General features: G+C 59.8%; 21 protein-coding genes. 9 read left to right on the top strand and 12 right to left on the bottom strand.

Going from position 1 to position 22211, the window contains the following annotated elements:
• The first annotated feature begins 335 nt into the window (after positions 1-335).
• Complete coding sequence (locus AWM69_RS22275; RefSeq protein ID WP_218728518.1) at positions 336-1580, top strand: MFS transporter; 1245 nt, start codon at positions 336-338, stop codon at positions 1578-1580.
• Positions 1581-1655: 75 nt separating this feature from the next.
• Here the strand turns inward: AWM69_RS22275 and AWM69_RS22270 are convergent, their stop codons facing one another.
• Together AWM69_RS22270 and AWM69_RS22265 are read right to left on the bottom strand one after the other, a co-directional pair.
• Positions 1656-2201 (bottom strand): DJ-1 family glyoxalase III, encoded by a 546-nt coding sequence (locus AWM69_RS22270; RefSeq protein ID WP_218728516.1) that lies wholly within the window; start codon positions 2199-2201, stop codon positions 1656-1658.
• A gap of 65 nt (positions 2202-2266) precedes the next feature.
• On the bottom strand, positions 2267-2716 hold the full coding sequence (locus AWM69_RS22265) for a DUF4879 domain-containing protein (RefSeq protein WP_048378273.1): 450 nt from the start codon (positions 2714-2716) through the stop codon (positions 2267-2269).
• A 210-nt stretch (positions 2717-2926) separates the two neighbouring features.
• Here AWM69_RS22265 and AWM69_RS22260 point away from each other — a divergent pair, with 210 nt between their 5' ends.
• From AWM69_RS22260 to AWM69_RS22245, 4 genes are all read left to right on the top strand, one after another.
• Positions 2927-4222, top strand: a complete 1296-nt coding sequence (locus AWM69_RS22260) for an NCS2 family permease (protein ID WP_218728514.1) — start codon at positions 2927-2929, stop codon at positions 4220-4222.
• Positions 4219-5307: a tRNA (uridine(54)-C5)-methyltransferase TrmA gene (gene trmA / locus AWM69_RS22255; protein WP_131652128.1), complete on the top strand. Its 1089-nt coding sequence runs from the start codon at positions 4219-4221 to the stop codon at positions 5305-5307. Before AWM69_RS22260 ends, trmA begins: the two co-directional genes overlap by 4 nt.
• Positions 5308-5546: 239 nt before the next feature.
• Positions 5547-5987, top strand: a complete 441-nt coding sequence (gene aroQ, locus AWM69_RS22250) for a type II 3-dehydroquinate dehydratase (protein ID WP_218728512.1) — start codon at positions 5547-5549, stop codon at positions 5985-5987.
• A gap of 4 nt (positions 5988-5991) precedes the next feature.
• Entirely contained in the window at positions 5992-6864 is an 873-nt protein-coding gene (locus AWM69_RS22245; protein WP_218728510.1) for a shikimate dehydrogenase, read from the top strand.
• Positions 6865-6930: 66 nt separating this feature from the next.
• Here AWM69_RS22245 and AWM69_RS22240 read toward each other — a convergent pair whose 3' ends face one another.
• Positions 6931-7608: a TetR/AcrR family transcriptional regulator gene (locus AWM69_RS22240; RefSeq protein WP_131652125.1), complete on the bottom strand. Its 678-nt coding sequence runs from the start codon at positions 7606-7608 to the stop codon at positions 6931-6933.
• An 87-nt stretch (positions 7609-7695) separates the two neighbouring features.
• A complete protein-coding gene (quiC, locus tag AWM69_RS22235) occupies positions 7696-9606 on the bottom strand; it encodes a 3-dehydroshikimate dehydratase QuiC (protein ID WP_218728508.1) in 1911 nt (636 codons plus the stop codon).
• Between the two features lie 325 nt (positions 9607-9931).
• Between quiC and AWM69_RS22230 the strand changes: the two genes are divergently transcribed.
• Positions 9932-11263, top strand: a complete 1332-nt coding sequence (locus AWM69_RS22230) for an MFS transporter (protein ID WP_218728506.1) — start codon at positions 9932-9934, stop codon at positions 11261-11263.
• Positions 11264-11352: 89 nt separating this feature from the next.
• On the opposite strand, the gene AWM69_RS22225 is transcribed toward AWM69_RS22230, so the two are convergent.
• From AWM69_RS22225 to pcaQ, 4 genes are all read right to left on the bottom strand, one after another.
• The gene (locus AWM69_RS22225; RefSeq protein ID WP_131652122.1) at positions 11353-12240 is read right to left on the bottom strand and encodes a DMT family transporter; all 888 of its coding nucleotides are present in this window, start codon (positions 12238-12240) and stop codon (positions 11353-11355) included.
• 234 nt (positions 12241-12474) lie between these two features.
• On the bottom strand, positions 12475-13080 hold the full coding sequence (gene pcaG / locus AWM69_RS22220) for a protocatechuate 3,4-dioxygenase subunit alpha (RefSeq protein ID WP_131652121.1): 606 nt from the start codon (positions 13078-13080) through the stop codon (positions 12475-12477).
• 11 nt (positions 13081-13091) lie between these two features.
• Complete coding sequence (pcaH, locus tag AWM69_RS22215) at positions 13092-13811, bottom strand: protocatechuate 3,4-dioxygenase subunit beta (protein ID WP_218728504.1); 720 nt, start codon at positions 13809-13811, stop codon at positions 13092-13094.
• Positions 13812-13909: 98 nt separating this feature from the next.
• On the bottom strand, positions 13910-14839 hold the full coding sequence (gene pcaQ / locus AWM69_RS22210) for a pca operon transcription factor PcaQ (RefSeq protein ID WP_131652119.1): 930 nt from the start codon (positions 14837-14839) through the stop codon (positions 13910-13912).
• 267 nt (positions 14840-15106) lie between these two features.
• On the opposite strand from pcaQ, the gene AWM69_RS22205 reads away from it, so the two are divergent.
• On the top strand, positions 15107-16000 hold the full coding sequence (locus tag AWM69_RS22205) for a neutral zinc metallopeptidase (RefSeq protein WP_131652118.1): 894 nt from the start codon (positions 15107-15109) through the stop codon (positions 15998-16000).
• Positions 16001-16164: 164 nt separating this feature from the next.
• Here the strand turns inward: AWM69_RS22205 and AWM69_RS22200 are convergent, their stop codons facing one another.
• The 3 genes from AWM69_RS22200 to AWM69_RS22190 all read right to left on the bottom strand — a co-directional run bounded on the left by AWM69_RS22200 (position 16165) and on the right by AWM69_RS22190 (position 18282).
• Entirely contained in the window at positions 16165-16755 is a 591-nt protein-coding gene (locus AWM69_RS22200; RefSeq protein ID WP_218728502.1) for an HAD family hydrolase, read from the bottom strand.
• Complete coding sequence (gene tesB / locus AWM69_RS22195) at positions 16752-17621, bottom strand: acyl-CoA thioesterase II (protein WP_131652116.1); 870 nt, start codon at positions 17619-17621, stop codon at positions 16752-16754. The genes AWM69_RS22200 and tesB overlap by 4 nt, the downstream gene beginning before the upstream one ends.
• A 91-nt stretch (positions 17622-17712) precedes the next feature.
• Complete coding sequence (locus tag AWM69_RS22190) at positions 17713-18282, bottom strand: GNAT family N-acetyltransferase (protein WP_131652115.1); 570 nt, start codon at positions 18280-18282, stop codon at positions 17713-17715.
• Between the two features lie 91 nt (positions 18283-18373).
• On the opposite strand from AWM69_RS22190, the gene AWM69_RS22185 reads away from it, so the two are divergent.
• Entirely contained in the window at positions 18374-19294 is a 921-nt protein-coding gene (locus AWM69_RS22185; protein ID WP_218728500.1) for a histone deacetylase, read from the top strand.
• Between the two features lie 328 nt (positions 19295-19622).
• Positions 19623-20879 carry a TIGR03862 family flavoprotein gene (locus AWM69_RS22180; RefSeq protein ID WP_218728498.1) on the top strand — a complete coding sequence of 419 codons (1257 nt, stop codon included), beginning with the start codon at positions 19623-19625 and terminating at the stop codon, positions 20877-20879.
• Here the strand turns inward: AWM69_RS22180 and AWM69_RS22175 are convergent.
• Positions 20848-22185: a DEAD/DEAH box helicase gene (locus AWM69_RS22175; RefSeq protein WP_218728496.1), complete on the bottom strand. Its 1338-nt coding sequence runs from the start codon at positions 22183-22185 to the stop codon at positions 20848-20850. The two genes, AWM69_RS22180 and AWM69_RS22175, sit on opposite strands and share 32 nt — an antisense overlap.
• Positions 22186-22211 lie beyond the last annotated feature (26 nt).

Raw genomic sequence — 22211 nt, 5'->3', positions numbered from 1 at the left:
GGTTACAGCGAATCGGCGTTCGCTCTTCTTACACCACGACTCAAAAGGGATCTGGCCGTCTGGCCATCCAGATAAACCCCACAGGGTTTTGATCTGGATCAAGCATTGATGAAAGAGTAGTCCAATATTTGAACGTGGCTAATGTGGTCTGTTGTCGCGTGACAGGTTGTCCCAGGCCTTGATATAGACCTTTACCGGAACGGGAAGAAATCACGAACAGAGCCCATAGCGACCGAACGTTCTTTCCTTGTGATTGTTCTCGGCCGCGCCATCAAATGTTACTAAATGATGCTAATCTCCCCGCTCCCCTCATGCCCCTATTCGCGACTGTTTTGATGACCAGCCACCCATTGCTGTTACGCCATCACCGACCGTTCATTGCTTTTTTTATCGCCCGTATTTTCACCGCCAGTGCTTTTCAGATGCTGACCGTGGCGATTGGCTGGAACCTGTATCAGTTGACCGGTAACGTCATGGACCTGGGTTGGGTCGGGTTGATCGAGTTCGCCCCGCGGGTACTGTTCATGTTGCACACCGGGCATGTGGCTGACCGCTATGACCGGCGCAAGGTCGCCGCGCTGTGCCAGTCACTGCAGGCGATGATTGCCCTGACACTGGTCATCGGTAGCGCAACGAACCACGTCACCCGGGAAATGATCTTCATCCTGGCGTTTCTGCTGGGCAGCACGCGCTCATTCGAAATGCCGAGCACCCAGGCGCTGCTGCCTTCCATCGTGCCCGCGAGCCTGTTTCCGCGTGCGGTGGCAGCGGCTCAGGCGGCGCAACAGTCAGCCACCATCATTGCGCCCGCTTTTGGCGGGTTGCTCTATGCGTTTGGCAGTGTCTGGGTCTATGGCCCGGCCGTCGGGCTGTATCTGATAGCTGCGCTGCTCATGTGCAACCTCCCCGCGCGCCAGGCAGCGCTCAATAAGGGCAAGGCGACGCTGGACTCGCTGCTGGGGGGCATCCGGTTTATTCGCAGCCGCCCGGATGTACTCGGCGCCATTTCCCTCGATCTGTTTGCCGTGCTGCTCGGAGGCGCCACCGCGTTGTTGCCGGTATTTGCCAAAGACATCCTGCTCACCGGGCCTTGGGGGCTGGGCATGCTGCGCTCGGCCCCGGCCGTCGGCGCCTTGCTGATGTCGCTCTGGCTGGCCAGGTTTCCAGTGGAACGCAAGGTCGGGCGCATCATGTTCACCGCCGTGGGGGTATTCGGGGTGGCGACCATCGCGTTCGGGCTGTCCACGTCATTCTGGTTTTCGCTGGCAGTGCTGGTGGTGCTCGGTGCAGCCGACATGATCAGCATGGTGATCCGCGCTTCGTTTGTGCAACTGGAAACCCCGGATGAAATGCGCGGCCGGGTCAGCGCGGTCAATGGTTTGTTTATCGGCGCGTCCAATCAACTGGGCGAATTCGAATCCGGGGCAACCGCTCACTGGCTGGGTACCGTGCCGGCGGTAGTGCTGGGCGGCGTGGGCACTCTGGTCATCACCGGGGTGTGGATAAAACTGTTCCCCGGTTTGGCCAACCGCGACCGAATGCTGGAAGAAAAGCCCCCCGCACAACCCGAACGCGCGTAAGCGCGAGATTGCCCGCGATGGCATCAGCGCCCGCCGCGCCGCCTGAATCGCGTGCAAGCCCGTTCCGGCAGCGGTTTACAGGGTTGGAAAGAGCGCGTTGCGCCGGTTCTTGCCGCACAGTTGCTCGACCAGCATCAGCGCAAAGGACAACGCCGCGACCGAACCTTGGGCGGTGATGCAATTGCCATCGACCACCACGGGTTCGTCTATGAAATTACAACCAGAAAGCTGGTCGCTCACGCCGTGACTGCAGGTCATGCGCCGTTGCCTGAGCATCCCGGCAGGTTGCAACACCAGCGCCGGGGCCTGGTCGATCGCGGCAAAAATACGCCCGGCCCGACCCTGCTCTACCAGCATTTGGCGCAATGGCTGATGGGCCGACAAGTGCTGACTACCCGCCTCTCCTCCCGGGAACACGATCAGATCAAAAGGCTGGGCCAGCAGATCAACCAGCATGCCATCGGCCGTCAGACGCGTGCCGCGAGCGCAGGTCAACATGCGACGCCCCTCGACACTGGCAACCACCAGCTCGATCTCGGCGCGGCGCAGCACATCAATCAAGGTCACGGTTTGCAGGTCATCGACACCTTCGGCGACAGGAATCAAGGCTCTAAAGGTCATAAGCGTTCTCGCACACAAGTCCTGTCAGCTTAGGCCAGCCTGGCCCTGTGCGTTCAACTGCATGACTACTTTATAAAGAGCCGTGCACTGAAGCGGTTATGCGGCGGCACCAGCGAGGCGTTACTGAACTGGAACCAGCCGCCATTCCGGTTACCCAGATCAAAGGTGTACACATAACCCACGGTCGTGCCGGCTCCCTGGCAGGTGACCAGCCCCTCTCCTTGATTGCAGACTGGCGTGCGGACCCCGTCGACCTCCTGACCATCCAGGGTGACATTCGGTTGCCCGCCATAGCCCCGTTCCAGCACATACACTTTGATGCCGGGGCCGTTGTGATCGCAACGGGTGCGTTCCCGCGCATCCGAGACATCCTCCACGGCGCAGGAAACAGACACCACCTTGAGGATTTCGATACGACTCAAGGGCATTGCCGGCGCCGCGTTTAGCCCGGCACTTGTGGAGAGCCCCACCAGCAGGCTTAAACAGACAAAAACAGGCTTGATGATGCGCTTCATGAATACCCCCGAAAACTGGCACGCAGTATGCCTGTCACCTCAGCGTTACAAAACATGGCCGCGCAGGCCATCCAAAGCAGCCATACGCCCAAGCTGCTGGTATGATGCGCGGCTTTTTCCGACAGACAGAAAATCTTCAGGCACTCAAAGTCTGTGCTTTGCTGTTGAAAACGATTCAATCACGGCGCCAGTGGCGCCACGGGGACTGGCATGCTGGAAAGGCTGTTTCAACTCAAAGCACACAATACCAACGTGCGTACCGAGATTCTTGCAGGTATCACGACCTTCCTCGCGATGGCCTATATCCTGTTCGTAAACCCGAGCATCCTCGGTGAGACAGGTATGGACAAGGGCGCCCTGTTTGTTGCCACCTGCCTGGCGGCCGCCATCGGTTCCGCGACCATGGGCATCATCGCCAACTACCCGATCGCCCTCGCACCGGGCATGGGTTTGAACGCCTTCTTCACCTACACCGTGGTGCTGCATTTGGGCCATACCTGGCAAGTAGCGCTGGGCGCGGTGTTTATCTCCGCCGTGTTGTTCTTCCTGCTGTCGATCTTTCGCATCCGTGAGTGGATCATCAACAGTATCCCGCTGCCACTGCGCTCGGCCATTGCCGCCGGTATCGGTCTGTTCCTTGCGCTGATCGCCCTGGGCAACGCCGGCATCGTGGTTGCCAACCAGGCAACGCTGGTGGGCATGGGTGATCTGAGCCAACCTAAAGTGATCCTCGCCTCCCTGGGCTTTGCCCTGATCGTTGCCCTCGAGGCCATGAAAGTGCGCGGTGCGGTGCTGATCGGCATTCTGGCCGTCACGGTTGCCTCGATCGCATTGGGTGTGACCGAGTTCGGTGGCGTGGTGTCGATGCCACCTTCGCTGGCACCCACCTTCCTGCAGCTGGATATCAAAGGCGCATTGGACATTGGCCTGATCAGCGTGATCTTCGCCTTCCTGTTCGTTGACCTGTTCGACAACTCCGGCACCCTGATCGGCGTTGCCAAGCGCGCAGGCCTGATGGGCAAAGACGGTCACATGCCAAAAATGGGCCGCGCCCTTATTGCCGACAGCACCGCGGCCATGGCCGGTTCGCTGCTGGGCACCTCGACCACCACCAGCTACATCGAGTCGGCAGCAGGCGTAAGCGCCGGCGGCCGTACCGGCCTGACCGCCATCGTGGTCGGTATCATGTTCCTGCTGGCCCTGTTCTTCTCGCCCCTGGCTGCCAGCGTCCCGGCCTTCGCCACCGCACCGGCCCTGATGTTTGTCGCCGTCCTGATGATGAGCGGCCTGGCCGAAATCGAATGGGATGACGTGACCGTTGCCGCACCGGTGGTGATCACCGCGCTGGCGATGCCGTTCACCTACTCCATCGCCAACGGCATCGCCTTCGGCTTTATTTCCTGGACCGTGATCAAGCTGCTGACAGGTCGCGTACGCGAGCTGAATGCACCACTGATCATTCTGTCGATTCTGTTTGTGATCAAGCTGGGTTGGTTTAACGCATGAGTGCTTTGCCATTTGATTCTGCTACCTACGCCATCGAACTCGAGGCCAAGGCCAACCGCCTGCGCGAACTGCTGGCGCCTTTCGATGCACCCGAGCCTCAGGTGTTTGACTCACCGCTGAAGCACTTCCGTCTGCGGGCCGAATTCCGCCTGTGGCGCGAAGCGGGCGAACGCCACTACGCCATGTTCTCGTCGGACGATAAGCGTACGCCGATCCTGATCGAGGACTTCCCGATCGCCAGCCTGCGCATCAATCAATTGATGCCGCAGCTCAAGGCCGCCTGGAAAGCCAGCTCGGCCCTGAGCCACAAGCTGTTCCAGGTGGAGTTCCAGACCACTCTGGCCGGCGATGCGATGGTCACGTTGTGCTACCACCGTCCGCTGGACGAGCATTGGCAGAACGCCGCCGAGCAGTTGGCCAAAGACCTCGACATCAGCGTGATTGGCCGCTCCAAAGGCAAGCGCACAGTGATTGGTCGCGATCATGTGGTCGAGAAGCTCGAAGTGGCGGGGCGTACCTTCACCTACCAGCAACCCGAGGGCGCCTTCACCCAGCCCAACGGCACGGTCAACCAGAAGATGCTCAACTGGGCATACGACGCGTTGGGTGAGCGGACCGATGACTTGCTGGAGCTGTATTGCGGCAACGGCAACTTCACCCTGCCGCTGGCCACCCGGGTACGCAAAGTGCTGGCGACCGAAATCAGCAAGACATCGGTCTATGCCGCACTGAACAACCTCAGCGACAACGCTGTGGATAACGTCACGCTGGTGCGCCTGTCGGCAGAAGAGCTGACTGAAGCCCTGAATGAAGTGCGTCCGTTCCGTCGCTTGCAAGGCATCGACCTGAAAAGCTACGACTTCGGCAGTGTCTTCGTTGATCCGCCACGTGCGGGCATGGACCCGGACACCTGCGAGCTGACCCGTCGTTTCGACAATATTCTGTATATTTCCTGCAACCCGCTGACCTTGGCCGAGAACATCGCCCAACTGCACGACACCCATCGCATTGAGCGTTGTGCCGTGTTTGACCAGTTCCCGTGGACTCACCACATGGAATCGGGCGTGTTGCTGGTCCGTCGCTAAACAGTACAGCCTCCAACCCGGCCTCTCTACTGAGAGGTCGGGACGAGCGTCACCCCTACGCTTCAAGCCCCCGCTGTACCTTCCCCCCGTTTCAATAGCCGATAAACGCCCACTTCTTGCGCGACACATCCGCTGGATTGCCCCCTCCGATTGATCTTGTTAACCGGTTGGTACATTTTATTCCGGTTAGCCGGACCATGCTCTGGCGACCTCACAATAACAATCCAGAGTTGCCCTTTATGACCCCTATCGTTCTGGTGCTCAACGGCCCCAACCTGAACCTGCTCGGCAGCCGCGAGCCCGGTATTTATGGCCATGAAACCCTGGCTGACATCGCCGACTTATGTGGCCGTACGGCCACGGAACTGGGCCTTGCGGTTGAGTTTCGGCAAACCAATCATGAAGGTGAACTGCTCGACTGGATTCACGGTGCCCGCCAGCGCTGCGCCGCCATTGTGATTAACCCCGCCGCCTGGACCCATACCTCGGTGGCCATTCGTGATGCCCTGGTCGCCAGCGAGTTGCCGGTCATTGAAGTGCACCTTTCCAACGTGCATACCCGCGAACCTTTCCGTCATCACTCCTTTGTTTCCGGGATTGCCCAAGCGGTACTGTGCGGGTTCGGCAGCAACGGCTATCGGCTGGCGCTGGAACACCTCAGCCAGCAACTGAAAAGGTAACGCCATGTCGACGACTGCCTCTTCTACCGTACTGGCCGGATTGATCGGCGCCGGCATTCAGGCCTCACGCACGCCCGCGCTGCATGAGCGCGAAGGCCTGGCACATGGCCTGCGCTATACCTACCAGTTACTTGACCTGGATGCGCTGCAGCTGGACACCCACGCGCTGCCCGACCTGCTGCTGAGCGCCGAACGCCAGGGCTTCAACGGCCTGAACATCACCTACCCGTGCAAGCAACTGGTCTTGCCGCTACTGGATGAACTCTCACCCCAAGCGCGCTGCATCGGCGCGGTGAACACCGTGGTGTTCACCAACGGCAAACGTATCGGCCACAACACTGACTGCCTGGGCTTTGCCGAAGGGTTTCGGCGCAGCCTGAGCGATGTGGCCGTGGAGCATGTGGTGCAAATGGGGGCGGGAGGTGCCGGGGCGGCCGTTGCCCACGCCTTGCTCGACGAGGGTGTACAACATCTGCAGATTTTTGATGTGGACCACAGCCGTGCGCACAACCTGGTCGATAACCTGAACCAGCATTTCCCGGGTCAGCGGGCTACAGTGGGAACCGACCTGACAACCTCAATGGCCCAGGCCAACGGACTGGTCAACACCACCCCGGTCGGCATGGCCAAACTGCCCGGCATGCCGGTGCCTGCCACGCTGCTGCACAAGGCCCTGTGGGTGGCTGAAATTATCTATTTTCCATTGCAGACCGAATTGCTGCGCACCGCCCGGGCCTTGGGCTGCCGCACGCTGGATGGCAGGCAGATGGCGGTGTTTCAGGCCGTAAGCGCGTTCGGGCTGATCAGCGGCGCCACGGCTGACGCGTCGCGCATGCTGGCTCACTTTGAAGAGATGAACAACGCAGTGCAGGGCTGAGGCAACAACCTCGTTCTGGCTGACCGCTGCGACGCCCATTGGCAGCGGTCAGCCCAGCCCCCGGGATCAGGCCTGCAAATAGCGCAGGACCGAATCGCAAATCATCTCGCGCTGGCGCTGTTTGACCTGTGGGTCTGACAGGTCGACCTGAAAGCTCTCCCCCACCGTGTAGCGGTTGGAGACGCGGTAATAACAGAACGAACTGACCAGCAGGTGCACGTCCAGCGGGTTCAGACCCGGGCGAAACACTTTCTGCTCAACACCGCGCTGCAGGATGTCTTCCAGCACATGCACGATGTTGTCGTTCATCGCCTTGATGCATTCCGAATGCTTGATGTATTCGCCCTTGTGGATATTTTCGATGCTGACAATGCGCACGAAATCCGCATTCCGGTCATGGTGATCGAAGGTGAACTCCACCAGCCTGCGGATCGCCTGCACCGGCTCCAGCTCGTTGAGATGCAGCTGGCTTTCGGTGGTGCGGATCTCGCTGTAAAGCTTCTCCAGCACCTCGACGTAAAGCTGCTCTTTGCTGGTGAAGTAGTAATAGATCATGCGCTTGGAGGTGTGGGTGCGCTCAGCGATTGCATCCACGCGCGCGCCCGACAGCCCTTGCTCGACAAACTCGACAATCGCTTCCTTGAGGATATTCTCGCGCGTCTTTTCAGGGTTGTTCTTACGGCTTTTACGCGGCTCGCTCACCGCAGCCGGAGCGGCGGTGTCGATGTCTGGGGTCTTGGTCATTAAAGACTCACGGCCATATGAAGATGATCGCGATTATGGGCTGCCCGGCCCGGCGAAGGAAGTCGCCAAACGTATTGGCCCAAGACCTTACAGCTTCGCCTGTCGAACCGCGCCGCTGCGCGACTTGGCCATGGCCGCCAGACGCACGGCGACGTTGGCAGCACCATAACCGGCATAGCCGTTTTTGCGCTGCAGGAGTTCAAAGAAGAAGCGGCCTTCAAAGGGCTCGGTGTACACATGGAACAACTCGCCGCCTTGGGCGTCGCGGTCATACAACACGTTGAAGTAGGCCAGCTCGCTCAAAAACTCATCGTCAAAATCAAAGCGTGCCGCCAGGTCATCGTAGTAGTTGAGCGGGATGTCCAGCAGCGGCACGCCCGCTTCTTTGGCACGACTGACTTCGGCGAACAGGTCATCGCATTCAAACGCGATGTGGTGCACACCTGAACCGCGATAACTCGACAGCGCGTGAGAGATGGCGGTGTTCCTGTTTTCTGAAAAATTCAGTGGCAAGCGGATCGAACTGCAGCGGCTACGCAGCGCGCGACTTTTCACCAGCCCGTAAGGATCCGGCAGTACCACTTCGTCATCGGCCTCGAAATCCAGCAGGCTTTTGTAGAACAGCACCCAGCTGTCGAGGCTTTCGGCCGGCAGCGCCATGGCCATGTGGTCAATGCGCTTGAGTCCGCCGGGGCTCGCGTCCACGGGCGCAAGGTTGAAGTCCGACTCGTACAGCGGCTTACCGGCATCATCGGTGTCCACCAGATAAATCAGGCTGCCATCGGGGGCCCGTACGGCTGCCAGCTCCAGCTCATTGGGCCCGACCAGACCACGATAGGGCTGGCCCTTATAGGCCACGGCACGGGCCAGCGCGCGGGCACTGTCCTCCACGCGAATCGCCGTGGCGCACAACGATGGGCCGTGCGCCTCAAAAAAGTTGTGGGCAAACGAATACGGTTCGGCATTGAGAATCAGGTTGATATCGCCCTGACGCAGCAGGCTCACATTTTTTGAGCGATGCTGCCCGGCCTTGCGAAAGCCCAGGCGCTCCAGCCAATGGCCGAGCTGCGCACCGCGGCTTTCATCCACGGCAAACTCAAGAAACTCGATGCCATCGTAAGCACTGGCGGCCGCTGGCGCGAACAAGGGTTCCAGGCTGACCTCAGGCTCCGCTTGCCGGGCCAGACGCTCGCGGGTCTTCTCTTCGAGATAGAGCAATGAGCGAAAGCCGTCCGCGGCATTGGCGCGGGTCGGCGCCGCACGGAAACCGTCATTGAAGACTTCCAGTGACAACGGGCCGGTGTAGCCGCTCTGAATGATCGGCGCCAAAAAGCCGGGCAAGTCGAACTCGCCCTGGCCGGGGAAGCAGCGAAAGTGGCGGCTCCACTCCAGCACGTCCATCGCCAGCAGTGGCGCGTCGGCCATTTGCACAAAGAAGATCTTGTCACCCGGAATCTGCGCAATCGCGCCGGGATCACCCTTGAGCGACAACGTATGGAAGCTGTCGAGCAACACCCCGAGGTTCGGATGATCGATCTGGCGCACCAGGTCCCAGACCTGCTGCCACGTATTGACATGACGCCCCCATGCCAACGCCTCGTAACCAATGCGCAGATCTCGCGCCCCGGCACGCTCGGCGAGCAGGCTCAGGTCATCGAGTAAAACTTGCCGGTCACCCACGGAATCGGACGCTGCGTTGCTGCACACCAGCACCAGGTCAGTACCCAGTTCCTGCATCAGGTCGAATTTGCGTTCGGCGCGATCCAGGTTGCGCGCCAAGCGGTCGCGGCGGCAGCCTTCAAAGTCGCGAAACGGTTGAAACAGACTGATCGCCAGCCCCAGGTCAGCGCACATCTGGCGTACTTCACGCGGGCTGCCGTCGTAATAAAGCAGGTCGTTTTCAAAGATCTCGACCCCGTCAAAGCCCGCCGCCGCAATGGCATCCAGCTTCTCGGGCAAGGTGCCGCTCAACGATACAGTGGCGATCGAACGCTTCATGTTTAACTCCCAGAATTGGAACGGCCTGCAGACGACAGCATTTCTAATGGCCTGATTATTAAGGGCGCCCTATTATTGAGCAATCGAGATGTACCAAACAGTTAGTTTTGCGTGCGATTATCGAACACTATGGCCTGTCACGAATTGACGACTTTTTGCTCACTCGCCACCATCGACCCCGTACTACTGGGCTTAAACGCTCCAGCACACCACATAACAATTCCAAAAACGGGTAACCGCTCATGCTCGCATTTATTGATCTGACGCTCTGCTTGCCTACGCCGCTTGCGTGGAGCCCGGCCTTGTCATGGACGGGTAAATAATCATGGTCCCTTCTCAAACTGTACGTAGCACCCCGGCCCAGAGCACACCGCATGGCGGCATCGGCGACCGGATTCGTGGCGCCATGGCAATCGGTAAAACCCGCTGGGGCATGCTCGCGCTGGTCTTTTTCGCCACCACGCTGAACTACATCGACCGCGCCGCCCTGGGTGTAATGCAACCGATTCTGGCCAAAGAGATGAGCTGGACGGCGATGGATTACGCCAACATCAACTTTTGGTTCCAGGTGGGCTACGCCATCGGCTTTGTCCTGCAAGGCCGCCTGATCGACCGAGTCGGCGTCAAGCGTGTGTTCTTCTGCGCGGTATTGCTGTGGAGCCTGGCCACAGGGGCGCACGGCCTCGCCACCTCGGCGGTTGGCTTTATGATCTGCCGCTTTATCCTTGGCCTGACCGAAGCGGCCAACTACCCGGCCTGCGTGAAGACCACGCGCCTGTGGTTCCCGGCCAGCGAGCGTGCCGTGGCCAGCGGGATCTTCAACGCCGGGACCAACGTCGGCGCCATGTTCACCCCGATGCTGTTGCCATTGGTGCTGCATGTCTGGGGTTGGCAAGCCGCCTTTTTGTGCATGGCGGCATTGGGCGGTATCTGGTTGATTTTCTGGGGGCTGAAATACTACAACCCCGAGCAGCATCCGACGGTCAGCCAGGCAGAACTGGCGTATATCCAGCAAGAGCAGGAACCCGAGCAAAAATCCGTTTCGTTTTCCACCATCCTCAAGATGCGCGGAACCTGGGCCTTCGCCCTGTCCTATGCGATGACGGCACCGGTGTTCTGGTTCTACCTGTACTGGTTACCGCCGTTTCTGAACCAGCAGTACAACCTGGGCATCAACGTGACGCAGATGGGTATCCCGCTGATCATCATCTATGTCACCGCCGATTTCGGCAGTGTCGGCGGCGGGATTCTTTCTTCGGTCCTGATCAGTCGCGGCATGGCTGCCGTCAAGGCGCGCCTGGTGTCGATGCTGCTGTGCGCCATCAGTATTATCGGCGTGGTGTTTGCCGCTGGCTCCAGCCAACTGTGGGTGGCGGTCGCGGCTATTGCCCTGGCCCTCGGTGCGCATCAGGCCTGGACCGCGAACGTCTGGAGCATGGTGATGGACTACACGCCCAAGCACATGATGGGCACTGTGTTCGGCTTTGGCGGCATGTGCGCGGCCATCGGCGGGATGTTCATGACCCAGTTCGTGGGCTATGTGCTGACGGTCTCCAACAACAATTACACCCTGTTGTTCACCATGATTCCGGCGATGTACTTCATTGCTCTGGTGTGGATGTACTTCATGGCACCGCGAAAAATCCCGCAGACGTAAACCGGGATTGCACAAAAAAAAGTCTCTGCAGGCGCGAGCATGCTCGCGCCTGCAGGTTCTGATCTGTATTGCCCTTAGCTGATTGGCCCTCAGGCCGTAGCTTTGCGTCGCTGCTGCAAGGCGGCTGCCAGGCCGCTGACGCAGATAATGGCAATACCGATACGGGTGGTGAAATCTGGCGTGTGGTTAAACAACAACCAGCCGAGGATCCCGGAAAAGACGATCTGGCAGTAACTGAAAGGAGCCAGCAAGGCCGGGGCCGCCAGGCGGAAGGATTGGGTCAGCAGCAAATGGGCTGTCATGCCCAGGCTGCCGAGCGCAAGCATTTCCAGGCCATGAATCAGCGTCGGCGTTTGCCAGAAAAACGGCACCAGGGCACTCATCACCAAGGCATTGAACAGCCCGGCGAAAAAATTACTGGTCGTCGGGCTGTCGTACAGGCTGAGTTTTCGGGTAAGGATCTGATAGCAACTGAAGCACAACGCCGCCGCCATCGGTAGCAACACCGCCGGTGTGAATAACTCTCCGCCGGGATGGATGATCACCACCACCCCGATGAATCCGCAAATCACGGCGACCCATTGCCCGCGGGTGACCTTCTCGCCCAGCAACGGCCCGGACAAGGCCGCCACCAACAGCGGTGCCAGGAAGTTCACCGCCGTGTTTTCGGCCAGGGGAATGAACAGTAATCCGTAGGTGAAAAACAACCCGGAGCCCAGCAGGCATATTGCTCGCAAGACTTGGAGCAATGGGCGTTTGCTACGTAAGACCCGTAGCCCGGACTGAGGGAGAAAAATCCCGGCCATGAGCAGGGTGTGCACCAGATAGCGCGCCCACACCACCATCACCACGGGGTACAAGCCACTCAGGTATTTGGACAGGGCATCGTGACTGGAGAACAGCGCAGTGGCCGTCACAATCAGCAGAATGCCCTTGAGTGGCTGGTTAACGCCCGAGAGCGGCGTAGGCAATGTCATTGAACACCTCATTGTGGGGCAATGGACTGAACGCATCTCAGATGCCCACGACACAGGCGATACGCCGGCAAGGCTGATGACTGCTCAGCGCTCAAATAATTTAGAGCGTGGCTCCATATTCTTGCAAGCTATATTAACTGCTTGGTTCAAACCGCATTAAAACCGAGGTGCCTACACCTGTGTGCCCGCGCTCATCCTGCCGGCGAGAAGGCTCTCGCCGGCCGGGAAGCCGCGTTAAAAATCAAAGAACACTGTTTCGCCAGTTCCCTGAAGGTAGATATCAAAACGGTAGGCCGTTTTACCTTGGACTTCGCAGCGCTGGGCGATGAGGGTTTCACGGCGCTGGGGTTGCTCGATCAGATTGAGCACCGGGCAAACGGCATTGGCTTCAGACTCATCGCTGAAGTACAGGCGGGTTTGTAAATGAATGTTGATGCCGCGGGCAAACAGCGTCACGTTGATGTGCGGAGCCATGGGCACACCCGCCGCATTCTTCACCACCCCCGGCTTGACGGTGTTGAGCACCCACTCCCCGGCATCGAAGGTGGTGGCCGTACGGCCGAAGCTATTGAACGCTTTTTCCGAATCGAAGGCTTCGTCATAGGCGCCCCGATGATCGGCTTGCCACACCTCAAGGAAGGCATCGCGCACCAGATGGCCGTTGCCGTCGTACACATTGCCCAGCAGCATGATGTGCTCGCCCGAGGCATCGGGTCGGGCCATCTCACTCCAGATTTCTTCGGGCCGTGGCGGATTACCCGCCGCAGCCAGTGCCAGGCCGATATGGACATAAGGACCCGCCGTTTGCGACGGTGTTTCCGGTAGCAATTGAATAGGCATGACGGGGCTCCTCAGCAGTTTTCGAAGTGCGTCTTGCGCTGGCCGCGCAGCACGATGTCAAAACGATAGGCCAGACAATCCATCGGATTGCCGGCTGCCATGTCCAACCGCGCTATCAGGCTTTGTACAGCCTCGGGGTCGGCGATCGATTTGACGATCGGACACATCGCAATCAACGGATCGCCTTCAAAGTACAGCTGGGTAATCAGGCGCGTGGCGATCGAAGGGCCACTGATGGAGACGTGAATATGCGCCGGACGCCAATCATTGGGGCCGTTGCGCCACGGGTAAGGACCCGGCTTGACGGTGCGGAAGCTGTAATAGCCCTGACTGTCGGTCAGCGTGCGACCCACACCGCCAAAATTGGGGTCCAGCGGCGCGAGATAGCGGTCGTTCTTGTGCCGATAGCGGCCGCCGGCGTTGGCTTGCCAGATCTCGACCAAGGTGTGGGGAATCGGCTTGCCGTACTGGTCGCACACGCGACCGGCCAGCAGAATCCGCTCGCCTACAGGCAAGCCGCCACTGTTAAAGTTCAACAGGAGGTCGTTGTCGAACTGGCCAAATTTCAGGTGTGAAAAATCAGGGCCACTGGTCTCACTCACCGACTGTGGAATGCTCACCAGCGCCTGGCGCGGGGAGCGGGCAATCGAGGTTTTGTAGTCGGGAGTCAGGGCTTTGGGGTGCCAGTTGCGGTCGCGGATGATAAAGCGCCGGCTGTCTGCATCAGACATGTCGATTTCCTATTGTTTGAATAAAGGCCAGAGGCCAGTTTCAATCAACAGGTCAGCACGGACTATTGAAAAAGCGCCACCAAAGAATAACCGAATGGTTATGGATAGGTGCTCGCGCAATAGGCTTGACCCAACTCCCGCAAAACCTCGACACAGCCCTGGGTAGCCACAGACATCGGTGCGTGGGCGTTGCTGCAAATACCGATCGAGCCCCCCGGTTCTCGCTGCCCCAGATCGAGTTCCTGCAGTTCACCGCTTGCCAGATCGAGTCGTACGGCATCCAGCGGCGCAATCCAGACCGCATCATTACGCAAGACATAGCGCCGGCTGACGGTGATGGAGAGGGTTTCCAGGCGTTGCCGGGATTGAGTCAGACCACACTGCACAAACAGGCTGTCGGCAAAGGTCCGGATCGTGGTGTTAGCCAGCGGCAAGACCAGCGGGTAGCGCTCGAGTAAACGGCGATCCAGAGGGGCTTGCGTCAGCGGATGACCGGGGCGCACCACCAAGGTCATGGACTCGCTGTAAAGGTGCTCAAAATTCATGCCCTGGATGTCCGGGCTGTCGGTCATCCGTCCCACCACCAGGTCGACATCGCCGACCCGCAATTGCGATAAAAGATACGCACTGGGCCCCGTCACTACGCTCACCACCAGCGCTGAATGCCGCGCATGCAGACGCTGCACCAGCTCGGGGATCAACAGGCTTTCGACCGTCGACAACACACCGAGCCGTACTGTGCCCCCTGAGAACTCCCCTCCGCGCAAGGCATTTACGCCTTCACGCAATGCCTGCACAGAAGGCGTCGCGTAACGCAGAAATGCGACGCCGGCCTCGGTCAGACTGATCCCGCTTTTACGCCGCACAAACAGACTGACGGTCAGCAACGCCTCCAGTTCCTTCAAGGTTTTGGACATGGCCGGCTGACTCACCGCCAGCACATCCGCGGCCCGTGCCAGGCTGCCCTGGCGTGCCATCTCCAAAAAACACACGAGGTGTCGGTACTTGATGCGGGTATCTATGTTCACAGGGTTAGCGACTCCGAAGACGGGAATGGGTGGATAGCCGCAGGCGACCCGTGGTGTATTCAACCATTTCGATTTGGCGGCGTGTACTCTAAAACAGTGCCGGCCACGGTTGGCGGGCGCTGCCGCCCAAAGGCGGTCTGCTGAACATCGGATACGCTTCGCGAGATGTCATACTTGAGCACTATTAAAAAGCGTCTGACGACCGGGCTGGCGCAGTCCCTACTCAGCAACAACACTCACAAACAAGATTTATCTGAGGATTCCTTCATGCTTTGGAAAAAAGGTCGACGTAGCGACAATGTGGAAGACGTGCGCGATCAAAGCACCGGGGGCGGCGGCGGGATGCGAATCGGGGGCGGCAAAGGCCTGAGCCTGATGGCCGTGGTAGTGATTGTCGGCTTTGGTTTGCTGACCGGCCAGGACCCGATGCAGATTTTGGGGCAGTTGAGCGGTCAACTGACCGAGCAGTCCTCGCCGCAGGTCACCCAGCAACCCGGGCACGCACCACCGGCCAACGATGAGCAGGCCGAGTTCGTACGCGCGGTACTGGGCGACACCGAAGACACGTGGCGCCAGGTTTTCCAGCAAGCAGGGCGCAACTATAAGGACCCAACCCTGGTGCTGTTCCGTGGCCAGGTCAATTCCGCTTGCGGTTTCGCCTCGGCGGCCAGTGGGCCGTTCTATTGCCCGGCCGACCAAAAGGTTTATCTGGACATGAGCTTCTTCCAGGAAATGGCCCAGCGCTTCCAGGCTGCCGGTGATTTCGCACAAGCCTATGTGATCGCCCACGAAGTGGGTCACCACGTCCAGACGCTGCTGGGTGTGTCCTCGAAAATGCAGCAGGCGCGCCAGCAAGGCCAACGCATGGAGGGTGATGGCGGGCTGTTGGTACGCCAGGAATTGCAGGCTGACTGCCTGGCCGGGGTATGGGCCAACCATGCGCAAAAACGCCTGGACTGGCTGGAGCCTGGGGACATCGAGGAGGCCCTGACAGCGGCCAACGCCATTGGTGATGACCGTTTGCAGCAGCAAGGCCAGGGTCGGGTAGTCCCGGACTCCTTCACCCACGGCACCTCGGCACAGCGAGTGAAGTGGTTCAAGACCGGCTTTGCCCAGGGTGATATCAATCAATGCGACACCTTTGCTGCCGCGCGACTCTGAGCAAAGAACTGGACGTCGCAGCGGCCGGACTGGCAAAAGCCAGGCTGTAGCCGCTGCCGAAGGCTGCGACGGGTTACCCGGCGACCCTGTTGTTGAAGGTCCTGCGGCCCTTTTCGCAGCCTGCGGCAGCGGCTACAAAACCGGCAGTTAGCCGTCGCTCGCAGTTAAGCCAGCAGCCTGCGCAGCTCGAAGCAGTCCCGGGCGTGCCAGTCGGTCAGTTCCGGCCAGGGATTGTCCGGCACGTTGACCAGCACGGTTCGGCTGCCTGCCGCACGCCCGCAGGCCAGGTCAAACTGATAATCCCCCACCATGACCAGCTTCGATGGCTCTACGTCCCAGGCGCGAGCCAATTGCAGCAGGCCATCCGGATCCGGCTTGTGCGCCGCATTGTCTCGCCCCAGCACATCCCCGGGCGCAAAGCAGGTGTCCAGGCCAATGGCCTTGAGCGTGATCTGCGCCAGCTCTTGAGCATTACGGGTCAGTACACCCAGACGAACACCCCGCTCAGCCAGTTCATGAACCAGTTCAACGGCACCCGGGGCCGGGACAGAAGCCAGGGCCAGCTCACGCTCGTGCTCCAGCAACCACGCGTGCTTGGCCGCCGAGACCTCGGGCGGCAAGGCCGCAAGGTGGGTCAGGATGTCTTCTGCACCCGGTATCTCCAGGTACTGCCGAATAAAGGGGAAGTCATGCACCGCAACGGTCAGGGTGCCGTCCATGTCAAACACCCAGTGCTTGATGTCTTTGAGGCTCATGCCCAATCCTTGCGGTGGCGAATCAGGCCTTCCTGGGTCACCGAGGCCACCAGTTTTCCGGCGCGGTTGAACACACTGCCACGGGAGAACCCGCGAGAATTGCCGGCCCAAGGACTGTCCATGGCGTACAGCAGCCAGTCATCGGCCCGCAGGTCTGCGTGAAACCACAGCGCATGATCCAGGCTGGCCACTTGCATATCCTTTTGCCATACGCCTTTGCCGTGAGGCAGCAAGGAGGTGGTCAGCAATCCGAAGTCCGATGCATAGGCCAGCAGGTATTTGTGCAGCGCTGGCGTATCGGGCAGCGCACCGTCTGCACGAAACCACACGTACTTGATCGGGTCACTGACTTGAGGGTTGAACGGATCTTCCCCGATCACCGGACGAAACTCGATGGGCTTGGCGCACAGTAACTTTTCACGCATCGACTCAGGAATCAGGTGCGCACGCTGCCGAATCATCTCCAGCTCGGAAGGCAGATTTTCCGGACCCACGACATCAGGCATCGCGGTTTGATGCTCGAACCCGCCCTCGTCGTATTGAAACGAGGCGCTGCTGGTGAAAATCGGCTTGCCCTTCTGGATCGCCGTCACCCGACGCGTGCTGAAACTGCCGCCATCACGCACGCGGTCGACCTGATAAACCACGGGCAGACTGGCATCGCCAGGACGCAGGAAATAGCCATGCATCGAGTGCACGTGGCGGGCGTCTTCAACGGTCTGGCTCATGGCCGACAACGATTGTCCAAGCACCTGGCCACCAAACAACTGGCGAAAGCCCAGATCCTGACTGCTGCCACGAAAGAGGTTCTCCTCGATCGGTTCCAGGGTCAGCAGGTTGACCAGATCATCCAACACTTGGCTCATTCAGATTCTCCTCACACAGAGCAATACCACCGTAATCTTCGCTACAGCAGCCAATAATATTTCGGCTTTCGCCATGACACCTACTGCCTGCTTATCCGTGCAGAGTTTCCAACCATTGCGCTCGCGTAATCCTGTACAGCACATGCGCCCTTAACGGGTGGCCCTCAGGGAGCCGGGGGTGTTCAAAGTCTCCAGACAGATCGCGTTGCATGCCAATCGCCTGCATGACCTTTTGTGACGGCAGGTTCACCTGGCTGGTAAACGACACCACCTGATCCAGCGCCAATCGATCAAAGGCACAGCGCAATGCTGCCCAGGCCGCCTCACTGGCGTAGCCCAGGCCCCAATGTTCCGGCGCCAGCCGCCAGCCGATCTCCACAGCCGGAACGAAGTGGGCATCAAAACCGACATTCGACAGCCCGGTAAAACCGATAAAGGCACCCGTGTCCTTGCGCTCCAGCGCCCACAAGCCGAATCCATATTCGGCAAAGTGTCCGCGCACCCGGCCAATCAGCGCCGCGCTTTCGAGGCGGTTCAACGGCGCGGGAAAATAGCGCATCACTTGAGGATCTGCACACATCGCCGCAAATTCGGGCAAGTCCGTGTCACGCCAGGGACGCAGTCGCAATCGGGCACTTTCGAGTTCAACAATCTGTTCCATCAGTGCTCTCCGATTTGTTACCGGGCTTTTCGCATACCGAGCAGTGTACAGCGCTGTTAATATCCAACGCTCGTTCCGACGTGAAATCCCTATGCCCGTGCCGCTGATTTACCACGATGACTACAGCCCTGCGTTCCCGGCGGAGCATCGTTTTCCGATGGACAAGTTCCGTCTGTTGCGCGACCACCTGGTCGAGTCCAGGCTTACCCGTGATGCAGAACTGCTGCGCCCGCAGTTGTGCCCTGTGGATATCCTCGCGCTGGCCCATGATCGCACCTATATAGAGCGCTACATGGCGGGCGAACTGGCCCGCGAAGACCAGCGACGCCTGGGTTTACCCTGGAGCGAAGCGCTGGCGCGGCGCACCGTGCGTGCAGTCGGCGGCTCATTGCTGGCCGCCGAGCAAGCCCTGGAACATGGGCTGGCCTGTCATTTGGCGGGCGGCACCCATCACGCCCACTACGATCACCCCGCCGGCTTCTGCATCTTCAATGACCTGGCCGTGATCAGCCATTACCTGCTGGAAACCGGGCGGGTGAGCCGGGTACTGATTTTTGATTGCGACGTGCATCAGGGCGATGGCACCGCACGGATTCTGGAACACACGCCAGACGCTATTACGGTTTCCCTGCACTGCGAAAAGAATTTTCCGGCACGCAAAGCCCAAAGTGACTGGGACATCGGCCTGCCCATGGGAATGGGCGATGCAGCGTATTTGCAGGTGGTCGACGAGGCGCTGAATTACCTGCTGCCGCTGTATCAACCGGATCTGGTGCTGTACGACGCCGGTGTCGATGTGCATAAAGACGATGCCCTCGGCTATTTGAAACTGACCGATGCCGGTGTGGCCGCCCGCGACGAGAGCGTCATGCGTCATTGCCTGGGCCGCGATATACCAGTGGTCGGTGTCATCGGCGGCGGATACAGCAAAGATCGCAAGGCACTGGCACAGCGTCACGGAATCTTGCACCACAGCGCACAAAAGGTTTGGGCATCCGCCGGCTGTTATTAACTCTTTTTTACCCACAATGCCTGTGGAACTGCCTGTGGATAACCTGAGTGAAAGCCCCTACAAGCCACGGACCATAAGCGCTACAGAGCGCTGTATGTTTTTCGTACAGCTTTAACAGATCGACTATAGCCGCTGCCGCAGGCTGCGTCCGACGACGAATCCGTCGCAACATCAGACAATGGGAGCTCCCGGCCGGCGTGACTTGGGCGTTTACGATCGCTTCACTATCGGACGCAGCCTTCGGCAGCGGCTACCGGGATACGAACACGTTGCCAGAGCTTTCCGTCAGGTAGAATGCTCGGCTTATTTCGCCGATTTGTAGCCTGTCATGACTGAGCCCACTCCTCTCCTTCCCTATCGCGTCGCCGTTATCGGCGGTGGCCCGGCTGGCCTGATGGCCGCTGAGGTGTTGAGCCAGGCAGGCGTGCAGGTCGATGTGTATGACGGCATGCCTTCCGTGGGGCGCAAGTTCTTGCTGGCCGGGGTTGGCGGCATGAACATCACCCACTCCGAGCCCTACCCGGCCTTTTTGTCGCGCTACGCAGAGCGAGCGCCGCAGATGGCCCCGTTGCTTCGGGCTTTCGATGCAGATGCCCTGTGCCAGTGGATTCACGACCTGGGCATCGAGACTTTTATCGGCAGCTCAGGCCGGGTGTTTCCCACCGACATGAAAGCGGCCCCGTTGCTACGCGCCTGGCTCAAGCGTTTACGCGAGTCCGGTGTAGTTATCCACACCCGCCATCGCTGGCTGGGCTGGCAAGCCGATGGTGCGTTGCGCATCGACAGCCCGGAAGGCGAAAAACAACTCAAGCCGGATGCGGTACTGCTTGCGCTGGGCGGTGGCAGTTGGGCGCGCCTGGGTTCGGACGGGGCCTGGATGCCGCTGCTGGCTGAACGTGGCGTGGAACTCGCCGCATTGCAGGCCAGTAACTGCGGATTCGATGTCGAAGGCTGGAGTGAGCTGCTGCGCAACAAGTTCGCAGGAGCGCCGCTGAAGAACATCGCCCTTGCGCTGGAACACAGCACGCCACGCCTGGGTGAATGTGTCATCACCGCCAGCGGGATTGAAGGCAGTTTGATTTACGCCTGGTCAGCGCCCATTCGTGAAGCGATCAACCAACAGGGGGCGGCAACGATCCTGATCGATCTGTTGCCGGGCAAGGCTGTGGATAAAATCCGGGCGGCCCTCGCCAAACCCCGCGGTTCACGTTCGATGAGCAAGCATTTGCACAGCCAACTGGGGCTGGATGGCGTAAAAGCGGCGTTGCTACGCGAGCTGTGCCCCGCCTCCAGCTTCAACGACCCCGAGCTTCTGGCCAAGGCCATCAAGGCCCTGCCACTGAAACTGCTCAAGGCCCGCCCATTGGACGAAGCCATCAGCACGGCTGGCGGAGTGCGCTTTGAAGCGCTGGATGAAAAGCTGATGCTCAAGCAATTGCCAGGGGTGTTCTGCGCCGGCGAAATGCTCGACTGGGAAGCCCCCACCGGCGGCTACTTGCTCACAGGCTGTTTTGCCAGTGGTCGCGCCGCAGGGGTGGGGGTTTTGAGCTGGCTTACGGCTTGCGCTTGCGCGGACCGGTGTTGAACACAGGCACTTTACGCACCGGTTTGACCGAAGGTTCGGCCGGTGCGGCTTCGCCGCTGTCGACCCACTTGCCCAGGTTGCGCTTGCCACCACCGCCCGAGGTTTTCGGCTTTTTCGGCTTCTTCGGTTTTTTGACCACCTGACCTGAAGCGTCGGTCTCCGGGACGCGGTGCTCCGGCTCGAAGTCCTGCTCTTCATGCCGCGCCAGGGTCTGGCGGGTGAGCATTTCAATGGCCGACAGCATGTTCACTTCATCGGCGCACACCAGTGAGATCGCTTCACCCTTCTGGCCAGCACGACCCGTGCGGCCAATGCGATGGATGTAATCTTCCGCCACGATCGGCAGGTCGAAGTTGACCACCAATGGCAGGTCTTCGATGTCCAGGCCACGGGCCGCCACATCGGTGGCAACCAGGATCTGCACTTCGCTGGCCTTGAAGCGATCCAGCGCCCGCTGGCGAGTGGCCTGCGGCTTGTCACCGTGGATGCCGTCGGCATTGATGCCCAACGCCTGCAACTTGCCCACCAGATCATCCACACCATTGCGGGTCTTGGCGAACACCAGGACCTGCTTCCAGTGCTGGGTGCGCAGCAAATGCAGGAACAACTCCGGCTTGCGCTTTTTATCCACAGGGATGACCCATTGCTTGACGCTGCTCGCGGCCACGTTGCGCGGGCTGACTTCAATGCTCAGGGGGTTGTCGAGCATCTGCTCGGCCAACAAACGGATCGCATCGGAAAAAGTCGCCGAAAACAGCAGGGTCTGGCGCTTTTTCGGCAAGGCGCGGTAGATATCGCGCAGCTCTTCAGAGAAGCCCAGATCGAGCATGCGATCGGCTTCGTCAAGAATCAGGGTTTGCAGCTGGTTGAACTTGATGGCCTTTTGGCGATACAGGTCCAGCAAACGACCCGGCGTGGCGACCAGCACATCAACACCTTTGCGCATTTTCATCATTTGCGGGTTGATGCTGACGCCGCCGTATACCGCGTAAGTGCTCAACGGCAGGTGCTCGGCGTATTGACGAATGCTTTCGTGAACCTGCTCGGCCAGCTCACGGGTCGGCACCAGCACCAGTGCGCGCACTGAGTTGCTGGCGACTTTAGGGCCTTCCATGGTCAGCGACTGCAACAGCGGCAGCGCGAAGCCGCCCGTTTTGCCGGTGCCGGTCTGGGCAGCGGCCATCAGGTCACGGCCGGCCAGCACGGCGGGAATCGCTTGGGCCTGAACCGGGGTTGGAGTCTTGTAGCCGAGCGTCTCAAGGGCGCGCAGCAAGGGTTCGATCAGGCCAAGGGTGGCGAATGTCATGGGGATACCGTCGAAAAAGGTCAGCG

The sequence above is a fragment of the Pseudomonas sp. D1HM genome (assembly GCF_019266105.1).
Taxonomy (GTDB): domain Bacteria; phylum Pseudomonadota; class Gammaproteobacteria; order Pseudomonadales; family Pseudomonadaceae; genus Aquipseudomonas; species Aquipseudomonas taetrolens.
Note: the sequence above shows the minus strand (reverse complement) of the source record. Positions and strands in the feature narration are given on the sequence as shown.

Excerpts from the sequence above, each read along its gene's own strand:
- AWM69_RS22275 (WP_218728518.1), top strand. The coding sequence starts at position 336 with ATGACCAGCCACCCATTGCTGTTACGCCATCACCGACCGTTCATTGCT.
- AWM69_RS22270 (WP_218728516.1), bottom strand. The coding sequence starts at position 2,201 with ATGACCTTTAGAGCCTTGATTCCTGTCGCCGAAGGTGTCGATGACCTG.
- AWM69_RS22265 (WP_048378273.1), bottom strand. The coding sequence starts at position 2,716 with ATGAAGCGCATCATCAAGCCTGTTTTTGTCTGTTTAAGCCTGCTGGTG.
- AWM69_RS22260 (WP_218728514.1), top strand. The coding sequence starts at position 2,927 with ATGCTGGAAAGGCTGTTTCAACTCAAAGCACACAATACCAACGTGCGT.
- trmA (WP_131652128.1), top strand. The coding sequence starts at position 4,219 with ATGAGTGCTTTGCCATTTGATTCTGCTACCTACGCCATCGAACTCGAG.
- aroQ (WP_218728512.1), top strand. The coding sequence starts at position 5,547 with ATGACCCCTATCGTTCTGGTGCTCAACGGCCCCAACCTGAACCTGCTC.
- AWM69_RS22245 (WP_218728510.1), top strand. The coding sequence starts at position 5,992 with ATGTCGACGACTGCCTCTTCTACCGTACTGGCCGGATTGATCGGCGCC.
- AWM69_RS22240 (WP_131652125.1), bottom strand. The coding sequence starts at position 7,608 with ATGACCAAGACCCCAGACATCGACACCGCCGCTCCGGCTGCGGTGAGC.
- quiC (WP_218728508.1), bottom strand. The coding sequence starts at position 9,606 with ATGAAGCGTTCGATCGCCACTGTATCGTTGAGCGGCACCTTGCCCGAG.
- AWM69_RS22230 (WP_218728506.1), top strand. The coding sequence starts at position 9,932 with ATGGTCCCTTCTCAAACTGTACGTAGCACCCCGGCCCAGAGCACACCG.
- AWM69_RS22225 (WP_131652122.1), bottom strand. The coding sequence starts at position 12,240 with ATGACATTGCCTACGCCGCTCTCGGGCGTTAACCAGCCACTCAAGGGC.
- pcaG (WP_131652121.1), bottom strand. The coding sequence starts at position 13,080 with ATGCCTATTCAATTGCTACCGGAAACACCGTCGCAAACGGCGGGTCCT.
- pcaH (WP_218728504.1), bottom strand. The coding sequence starts at position 13,811 with ATGTCTGATGCAGACAGCCGGCGCTTTATCATCCGCGACCGCAACTGG.
- AWM69_RS22205 (WP_131652118.1), top strand. The coding sequence starts at position 15,107 with ATGCTTTGGAAAAAAGGTCGACGTAGCGACAATGTGGAAGACGTGCGC.
- AWM69_RS22200 (WP_218728502.1), bottom strand. The coding sequence starts at position 16,755 with ATGAGCCTCAAAGACATCAAGCACTGGGTGTTTGACATGGACGGCACC.
- tesB (WP_131652116.1), bottom strand. The coding sequence starts at position 17,621 with ATGAGCCAAGTGTTGGATGATCTGGTCAACCTGCTGACCCTGGAACCG.
- AWM69_RS22190 (WP_131652115.1), bottom strand. The coding sequence starts at position 18,282 with ATGGAACAGATTGTTGAACTCGAAAGTGCCCGATTGCGACTGCGTCCC.
- AWM69_RS22185 (WP_218728500.1), top strand. The coding sequence starts at position 18,374 with ATGCCCGTGCCGCTGATTTACCACGATGACTACAGCCCTGCGTTCCCG.
- AWM69_RS22180 (WP_218728498.1), top strand. The coding sequence starts at position 19,623 with ATGACTGAGCCCACTCCTCTCCTTCCCTATCGCGTCGCCGTTATCGGC.
- AWM69_RS22175 (WP_218728496.1), bottom strand. The coding sequence starts at position 22,185 with ATGACATTCGCCACCCTTGGCCTGATCGAACCCTTGCTGCGCGCCCTT.